Genomic DNA, 9,597 nt, shown 5'->3' on the forward strand with positions numbered 1-9,597 from the left:
GCCGCTCCTAAACCATAGTTAGCCAGTAATTTTGGATAAAACAAAAAAGCCAAAGCCAAAATAAAACTGGTGTACTTGGTTTTGTTGCCAAAATAGGTTAAGCAAAAAAAACGGAAAGTCCAAACAAAAAAGAATATTGAGGCAAAAATAAATAAGCGATAAATAATGACTAATGGTACTAATTTAAAGAGAGCCAAGTAAATGGACGCAATGGTAGTCAGTACTAATGGCGCATAAAAATCAAACATGGGAAAACCGCCAAACCATTGCATATTATAACCGGTCCAGTGACCAGCGCTTAAAAATTTGGCCATTTGCTCCAAGCCATAATAGTGCGGCATAGTATCCCAGCCAGGCAGTAGTCCGCCCTGCAACAAACCGCCAAACTTCCACAAAACAATAAAAAAAATGAGTAGCCATACCAGCTTCTCGCTATCACAATAACTTTTAATTTTTGCTAACCAAAAACGCATGCTCATAGAAAATTATTTGGCTGGTGCTTCTTTATCATTATTACGCAGAATGGAACGCACAATAGTACCATCAATACTTAAGTTCTCTAAATAACTGATGGAACTAATAGGAATAATCATCTTGTCCTCTGGCCCATGTGCTTCTTTACCCAATTTTCGGACATACAAATCAGTTTCTTTCGGTTGCTCACCGGTTTGTAATGCTGGCTGTCCTTGTAAATAATAAATCTCTTCTAAAACAACGACTTCTTGATTGATAGCAGTAACCCGGCCGAAAAAAGTTTGATTATTATTCAAAAATACTGCTTGCCAACCACCTTCTTTGACTTGAAAGGTGGATAAATAATTAGTAGTAGGGCCATTGCTAAATAACCAATAACCAACCAGAGCTAAGATGATTACAGTAATAATAATGCTTAGTATTTTCTTACTTTGAAAAAAAATGCGACTAACCTCGTGGGGTTGCTCCATTTGCGTATTATTGGACCGAATAAATGGTTTAATATCAGACATAGTGGTATTTTAGCATAAATTATTATTTTTGACGATGGAGTGTGTCTGGTAATTGGGGGAAATGGATTGCTTCTCCGCCCGCCTTTGGCACGGTGGATCGCAATGACAAACAGAGTTTGAGCTAGCGCCGACAAATAAAATCTTGTCTCTCTGATGGAAACCAGAGGCCAACTCCAAATTGTTTTTATTTTACGTTAAGTCATAGTAGCAGCGAAATATGAGCTGGGCACCGGGTCCTGGCCCGGTGTGACAGTTGAGTGTGTATTGCATCGGGCATTTGAGCTAGCGCTGGGCTCTGGATTGCTTCGTCACTACATTCCTCGCAATGACAGGCAATTAATAACGAGCGCTGGCGCCTTGAATCATCGCCTGCCTACCGGCAGGCAGGCAAAGACAAGCGTGGGTAGATGTAGGAAACGTTTTTATTAATTAAAGTACTTTCACCGCTCAGACAAGCTGAGAGACTCCGATCCCGCCTCTCGCTTGTCCAGCTTTTCACGAAAGGCTGGACGGGGGGCGGGATCGGAGTGACAAATGGGTAGTGGCTGGTGTGACAGACAATTAATAACGAGCACTACCACCTTGAATCATGGCTTGCTTTACTTGCTCAGCAGTTAAGGCGTAGTTGTAAATACGCAGATCATCCATTTGACCATTAACACTATTTCTATCCCACGTATTAGCTGAAATTAATAAATTTTGATTAGAAATATTCCAACTGCTTTCAGAATAAGTATTACTTTGATCTAACTTGCCATCAATATACATATATACTTGCGTACCAGACCTGGTAATTGCAATATGATGCCAATTCGTATCAGTGATAGCCGAATTGGAAGTAGAAGTATTATAACCCGTATTAATCCCCCACCAAGCCTCAAGTTTATTGGTTGTATTATTAATATCTAGACAATAACCAAGTCTAATTGGATTAGTGCTAGTAGCTAATTTAAATAAAATATTAGTCCTAGTTTGTGCGCCAGCAATAGAGGTACGCTTGAGCCACAGGCTAATACTCATATCTGTTGTCATATTAATTGTAGAGTTACTGGTAACTGAAAAATAATCGTCGTTAGCATCAAAATTCAAACTGGTGCCATACTTACCACTGGCACCAGCGGTCCAAGCTTGCGTGGTAGTTGTCTGCGTACCAGTGGCACCGATGGTCAAGGTACCGGTATTACCATTGCCAGTAAAATCACGAATGGTGGAACCACTACCCTCGTCCATCGCCCAATAGGCAACTGGCTTACCGCGATTGTAGTCATAAGCCACCTGCGCTGGGGTCCGAGCATAGTCATAAACTTTGACATCGTCTATTCGGCCATTAAAATACTCACCAACACCTTGAGATGAGCCAATGTAATTTGTTGAACTAGAGGCAACTATCGCACCAGTCTTACTTTCCGTTGTGGTTTGTAAAATACCATCAATATACATTTTCTTAGTTGCTCCATCATAAACAGCTTCAAAGTGATGCCATCTACCGTCAGTGTAATTACTAGCGGTAATCGGTACATCCAACTCTGAATAACTGACGGCTGTATAAAGACCAAAAGACATAATGGTTCCGTATTCTTGAAAGGCAAATAGTAAATCCGGTGTGCCTTGCTGACGCATAATTTCATAATATCTATTAGTAGTAATATTAACCGGCTTAACCCAAGCCGACATCGTCATAGCAGCCTTGCCGTTCAAAGCACTTTGCAAAGATACAGTGGAAACTGTTTGATTGGTACCATTAAATTTTAAAGCACTACCATTTTTTCCAGCCGTCCAAGTAGGGCTATTGGCTAATGTACCAGTATAACCATTGCCGCTGGAATCAACGGCTAAAGTACCCGTGTTATCATCCATTTTCCACCAGGCAACAGGCGTGTTACCAGTATCCCCGGCCTCGGTGTTGCCACCGGCTCTGAGGGAGCCGCCTTGATTGTAATCTTTTAAAACATCAGCAGCGGTCAAAGCGTAAGAATAATATTTAAGATCATCAATCTTACCATTAAAAAAATAATCATTATAATAACCGTCACCATGATAAGCATAGTTACAACCAATATAATTATGAGTATCACCAGACCTGGTAGTACCAGCCTGAGCATCACTATCAACGAGCTTACCATTCAAATATAGTTTGGCATATCCTTCGTCTTTACTAAAAGTAGCAACAACATGCACCCAATCAGTGGAGGTATTAACCGATTGAGAATAAACTATATTTTGACTGGTGTTGCGATGTTCAAAAACATAACTAGTACTATTTTTTAATAAACGCCAATCATTATCCCGACCAGCAATGGTTTGAATGCCACTATTCACACTGGTTTTAACCCAGGCAGAAACGCTAAAATAATCAGCGAAAGAGTTCAGGGCTGTAACATTCCCCAAATCAACATAGTCGTCGGTACCATCAAAATTTAAACTTTTACCAAACTTACCCAAAATACCATTCTGCCTGGCTTGGGTAACTGTTGTCTGAGTACCAGTCGCACCAATGGTCAAGGTACCGGCAAAGCCATTGCCAGTCGCATCAAGTACTGAGCTACCTTGACCCTCTTCAAATAGCCAATAAGCCATCGGACCGGCAACGCCAGCACCCATATCTTCCATAATCTGCTTGGAAGTACGAACATAGTTATAAATCTTAGCATCATCAATTTTACCAACAAAATTTTCCGTATCACTTGTTAATCGACCGGATAAATGAAAATAAGTTGCTACTCTGGCACTAGCGCCCCCAGCGCAACCACCAGCTGGCTTACCATTCAAATAGTATTTAACAGCATCACTACTATCAATGGTCATAACAGCATACTGCCACTGATTAGCTGCTACTGCCAAAGATGAATTGCAAGTTTCAGCCCCATTATAAAAATGTAAATATCCCGCCCTAACATAAAAAGCTCGATCGCCAGTATCAGAGGTTTGCAAAATTGCTTTCCAACCACTAACATCTGTTGGATAAATCCATACACCGATCGTTAAGGCTGGTAAGGTGCCACTATAAGTAAATCCAATAATATCATTACCATCAAAATTCAAGGCACTACCACGCTTACCAACGGTCCAAGTTGGTGTCGTAAAAGTAGAGCTAGCATAGCCATTGCCACTGGAATCATTAACAGTAGTACCCGTATTATCATCCAGCTTCCAGTAAGCCAGCGGTCCTGGCGCCCACTCATATAGCTTAGAAACTTCAGCAGCGGAAAGGGCGCGACTGTACATACGGACTTCATCCATCTTGCCAGTAAAATTAGCAGCATAAATATCACCAAAGTATAAATCTGAGCCAGCAGCCATGGTGCCAGTGACACCGCTTTCTGTGGCATCTAATACGCCATTGATATAAATTCGCTTCAGGCCAGTAACACTATCATAAGTCATAGTTAACATGGCCCAGGAATTAACCGGGAAAACAGTATTGGAACATGTTTGCTGGGTGGAAGTATCATAGGTAGAAAAATCAACTTTGCTCCCAGTACAACCAGCGCCATAAGAGTAACCCAGGCCCCAGTAGATCCAAGGGTCAGCTAAGTTCGCACTGGTGGCATAAAGCCACATATTCATGGTAAAAGCCGTGAAGTCATCAGTGGTTAAATTGGCATCAGAGATGGAAACATAGTCGTCAACGCCATCAAAGCTGCCAGCATTACCAAATTTACCAGTGGTAGTTGTGGCGCCACTAACAGCTACGCCATGACCGCCATTACCGCTAGAGTCTACCATTTCATTAGGAGTACCATTCCAACTACTCTCATCCATCTTCCAGTAACCAACTAAGTTATCGGACATCCACTTTTGACTGGTGGCGCCCATGGTGGTACTGGCGCCACTAGCTGCGCTAATACCAGACAACCCGGCATTATAATCTTGTAAAACTTGAGCAGTTGTCCGGGCGTAGTTATAAACTTTAACATCGTCAATCAGACCACTAAATTTTTCATTTACTTGATAACCAATTTGCATAGTATTAGTACCTGAGACATAAGTACCAGTAGCACTCCCGGTTTGCACACCGTTTAAATACATGTATGCTTGCTGATTATCATAAGTAACTTCTATATGATTCCACTGATTAGCCACTAAATTTGTGGATGAACTAAGACTTAGTGTACCACCGCTCTGATTTGTCCAAAATACAGGTTGACCGCCATTAACAAAACCAAAACGATAGCCACTGGTTAAATAGCTCTCTTGTACAATGATGCCTCGCCGCCAAGCTGATACTAATGTATTGGGCTTAACCCAAACACTAAAAGTAAATGTTCCATTATTAGAAAAATTAATAACTGTGCTGTTTCCATTACTAACATAATCATCTGTCCCATCAAATGCCAAACATTTTCCACTGACGCATTTGTCTTCTGTCTGCCAACCTGAAGTTGGTGAGGGCGTTGCTGACATATTCGTTAAGGTGCCATTATTACCAAGAGGATAACGGATAATCACCACACCATCAGCACCAGCATAAGCAGTTGCTTGAGCATAGGCAGCATCACCGCCCTCACCAGTATTGGCCACACTGGCAGCTGGATTATTTGAACCACCACTACCGCCTCTAGCATAAGTTACTGCGCTACCAGAAATAGAATATGTTAAACCTAAACCACCATCACCACCGCCATGATTTGCTTTATTAACGCCACCTGGTCCACCAGCGCCACCGCCGCCAGCGCCGCCAGCCCAAGAAAGCTGTGGTGTGTTACCACCAGCATTTCCTTGACCAGCAACACCACTACCGCCATAGGTGACGGTTGTATAACCATTATAACCACCGCCACTACCAGAACCACCGGCAAAACCATTTGCTTGCTGTTGCACACCACGTCCACCGCCAGTAGCTGTGATTGATCCAAATGATGAATTGCCACCAGCGACACCTGGTAAATTAGCGCCAGTTGTTCCTGGGGCACCACCAGTACCAACGGTTACTGGTACGGCCTGATCTTGAGTAACTGCATATGTGGCCTGATAGATTAAACCACCAGCACCACCGCCACCGCCACCGCCACCACTGGCCGCTGATGATCCGCCGCCACCACCACCAGCCACTACCAAAACTTCAACATTACCGCCTTTAGTGACAGTAAATGTTCCCGCACCAGTAAAAGTATGAATACGATAACCATTAATGTCTTGAATGGTACCACCAGTCGCTTCAACACCAGGAAAAATATTGTTACCAGCAATAGTTCCATTCCCTTCATCAAAACGCCAATAAGCAATAGGGGCCGTACCTTTTTCTTCCGTGCCTAAAGAGCCAACGGTCGGCTCAGTAGCAGCATATTGCCGGGCCATGATCCAATCAACATATCCTTCAGCCTGTACGGCACGATAACCAATTTTTGATTCTGTGGTGTGGGCGGTAGTATCAGTAACCTTAGTAACATCATCCAATTTTGCTACTATATTACCAGCTGAGGCAACAAAGGTTTCCTTATAATAAGTATTGTAAGCCGTGGTAATTGCTGGCGTTTGGGTTGTGGCGTAATTATTATAATATAAATTAGCATCCTCTATCCTAACAATATTTTGAATATTAGCACTGTCGCCAGTGCCCGTGCCTCTGATAAATAAACCAAGTTCATGGTGCGTTGATCCGTCATTTTGTAAGTAGCCTAATCTGGACTCAATAATAGAATTAACCGCCGGTGGTACATCAGCATAAATGTAATCCCATGTACCGCTGGTCTTGCTATGCATTGCGCGACCAGAAGATATTGACCAATTACCATCAGATGTCCACTTACTTAAAGTACCACTGAAGTCGTCAAAAAAAATAAAAGTATCATTACCGTCCTGGGCACTGGTAATGCTTTTGTTACCATAATATAAATAGATAGTTGAAGAACCTGCTGGGACAGAAGATGCTTTGGTCCAGATTTTGGTAGTGGCGCTATTACAGCCAGGGTTATTCTCCTCAATCCAGTAAGGTAGAACATTGCCTTGAGCGTCAGTGAATCTAATATCATCGCAATCGGATTGCATTTTACCAGCGGTAATTAGCGTGGCCGTGTCTAAGGTAATGGCTATTTGGTAGTCAGTGAGAGCTGAGCCAGCATTGGTAATCGGGACGCTCTGGCGATAGTACCAGTCGTCATTAAACCACGCTGCTGCTGACTCAGGATTGCGGAAAAAATAAACAATTCCAACAACTATAATAACGGCTGTAGTAATAATACTGGCGATATAATAAATATTCTTTTTACTGATCTTGATTTTCATTTTTTAACAATAAATGTAATAAGACATAAAGTTAAAATAAGTCGTCGTTGAACCCTCCGGGCCGATGGCCCGTAGGGCCAGAGGCCATGCCGCAGCACTTTCTGGTTTGCGGATTAGATAGACGATACCGACAACGACAATAATAGCAATCGTGAGGATGCTGGCGACATAGTATATTCTGTTTTTGTTAAGTTTGTGTTTCATTAACTGATTTGTGTTATTATAACATTTTTGTTTATGCTGGTTGTTGATTTTATTCTGGCCACCCAAAGCACAGTCATTTCGAATCCCTACGATAGTAGGGTGAGAAATCTCCCAGCTCGTCTGGGAAAACATACGATCTTTTCTCGCATACGCGAGAGACTTCTCCTCTCCAGCCCTTCGCGAAGGGCTTGGATCGTCGAAGTGACAAATGGGTAGTGGCTGGTGCGACAATAGGGGGAATGGATTGCTTCTCCAGCCTTTCGCGAAAGGCTGGATCGCAATGACATGCTGGGTTTGCCCGCCAAAGGCGGGTCCGCCATTGGCGGAAGCTAGCGCTAACAAATAAAGTCTTGTCTTTCTGGTGAAAACCAGAAACCAGCTCCTAATTGCTTTTATTTTACGTCAAGTCATAGTAGCAACAAAATGTGTGCTGGACACCGGGTCATGCCCGGTGTGACAGTTAGTGTGTATTGTAATGGACATTTGAGCTAGCGCTGGGGCTCTGGATTGCTTCACCCGCCGTTGGCGGGATTCGCCTCCTCGCCACACTAGCGCTTTGGCGCAGCGGGCGGCGGAAGCTAGCGCTCGCCTACTTATGGATATATAAATATGCAATATTATAACATTTTTGTCTTCATTGTGTCGTATGATAATTAAATTACTTAACTACTTATTAATATAAATTAATAACGAGCACTACCGCCTTGAATCATGGCTTGCTTTACTTGCTCAGCTGTCAGAGCATAGTTGTAAACACGAACGTCATCTAATTTGCCATTAAGAAAATACTGACCACAATCAGAGTAAGTACCAAAAGTTAAATTAGAAGCATTATTAACCGAACCGTCATTGCCAGCACTATAACCATTGGATTTATCCAAGACGCCGTTAATATATAATTTCATAACATCATCACGATCATAAGTTGCTAAAATATGGTACCAGGTACCAGTAGCTAAGGTGGCAGTACTAGCAAAACCTTGATTGGTGCCGCCAGTGGCTTGAATCATGACATAGATTTTACTATTGGAACCAATATTAATACCATAACCAACTGCGCCGGAACCACCTTTATTTAAAACGCCAACATAGCCACCGGGCGCACTGGTTAAATAAACCCAAGCGCCGGTGCTGAAATCACCAGTACCAAAATCTAGTACTCCGCTACTGGGATCACCAACGTTAACGCAGTCACCAGCGCCATCAAAGCTAACAGCATTATCATATTTACCGCTGGTAGTCCAAGTGGCATTGGTGAGCGTTCCGGAACTGCCATTACCACTAAAATCTCGGGTGGCCACACCTGATCCATCGTCCAACGCCCAATAGCCAATTGGCTCACCACGATTGTAGTCGTAAGCCACTTGCGCTGTGGTACGAGCATAGTTATAAACTTTTACCTCATCAATGACGCCATCAAAAGGAAAAGTAGCATTTCTACTACCTAAATAGCGAACAGCTGCAGTGGCGTCGCCCGGATAGGTAGAACTATTAACCAAAGCCCCATTCAAATATAAACGCTGAAAATTACCGGTTTCACTAAAAGTTCCTTCTACATGATTCCAGTTAGTACTATTAGCAGAACTGGTAGCAACGCGCACATTATTAACATAAAAATATAATGTATCGGTGTTATAACAAATTTCTAACTGCGAACCACCGTCAGTAAACATCATTTGATAAGTCGGCTTTGATGTATGACGTTTGAACCACAAGGAAACCGTCCCTTCAGTGAGTGTGCCTAGTGTATCACCTATACTGATAAAATCATTATCACCGTCAAATTTCACAGCCGGTCCAATCTTACCAACTGTCCAAGTAGGTCCATTGGTTAGCGTACCAGTACTACCATTACCACTAAAATCAACGGCCGAAGTACCTGTATTATCATCCAGTCGCCAGTGCGCCACAGGCGCTGCGCCAGTACTACCAGATTCAACACCACTCCCTATTTGCGTCGTGGCGCCTTGATTGTAATCTTTTTTGATATCCTCGGCGGTTAGGGCGTAATTATACACTTTAACTTCATCTATTTGACCATTAAAATTATAACCACCACCAGCATAATCGCCAATACGACAACCAACCGATAAACTTTCATCGCGATAGATTGTTGATGTTGTGGAACCATCCAATTTACCATTGAGATATAAATTCAAAGCTGTGCTTTGTGAATCATAAG

5 protein-coding genes are annotated in these 9,597 nt (G+C 42.6%); all 5 read right to left on the bottom strand.

Annotation, left to right across the window (positions count from 1 at the left end; all coding sequences use genetic code 11):
* Window positions 1-473 (bottom strand): hypothetical protein (locus COX77_02895; protein PIZ98958.1); only part of this gene is annotated, 473 nt, incomplete at its 3' end.
* Window positions 474-485: 12 nt separating this feature from the next.
* On the bottom strand, window positions 486-986 hold the full coding sequence (locus tag COX77_02900; GenBank protein ID PIZ98959.1) for a hypothetical protein: 501 nt from the start codon (window positions 984-986) through the stop codon (window positions 486-488).
* Window positions 987-1,547: 561 nt separating this feature from the next.
* The gene (locus COX77_02905; GenBank protein ID PIZ98960.1) at window positions 1,548-7,211 is read right to left on the bottom strand and encodes a hypothetical protein; all 5,664 of its coding nucleotides are present in this window, start codon (window positions 7,209-7,211) and stop codon (window positions 1,548-1,550) included.
* Between the two features lie 3 nt (window positions 7,212-7,214).
* Window positions 7,215-7,757, bottom strand: coding sequence for a hypothetical protein (locus COX77_02910; protein ID PIZ98961.1), 543 nt, complete (start codon window positions 7,755-7,757; stop codon window positions 7,215-7,217).
* 341 nt (window positions 7,758-8,098) lie between these two features.
* On the bottom strand, window positions 8,099-9,597 hold a 1,499-nt coding region (locus COX77_02915), incomplete at its 5' end, for a hypothetical protein (protein ID PIZ98962.1).

It is taken from the genome of Candidatus Komeilibacteria bacterium CG_4_10_14_0_2_um_filter_37_10 (genome assembly GCA_002793075.1).
GTDB lineage: Bacteria > Patescibacteriota > Patescibacteriia > UBA1558 > UBA1558 > UM-FILTER-37-10.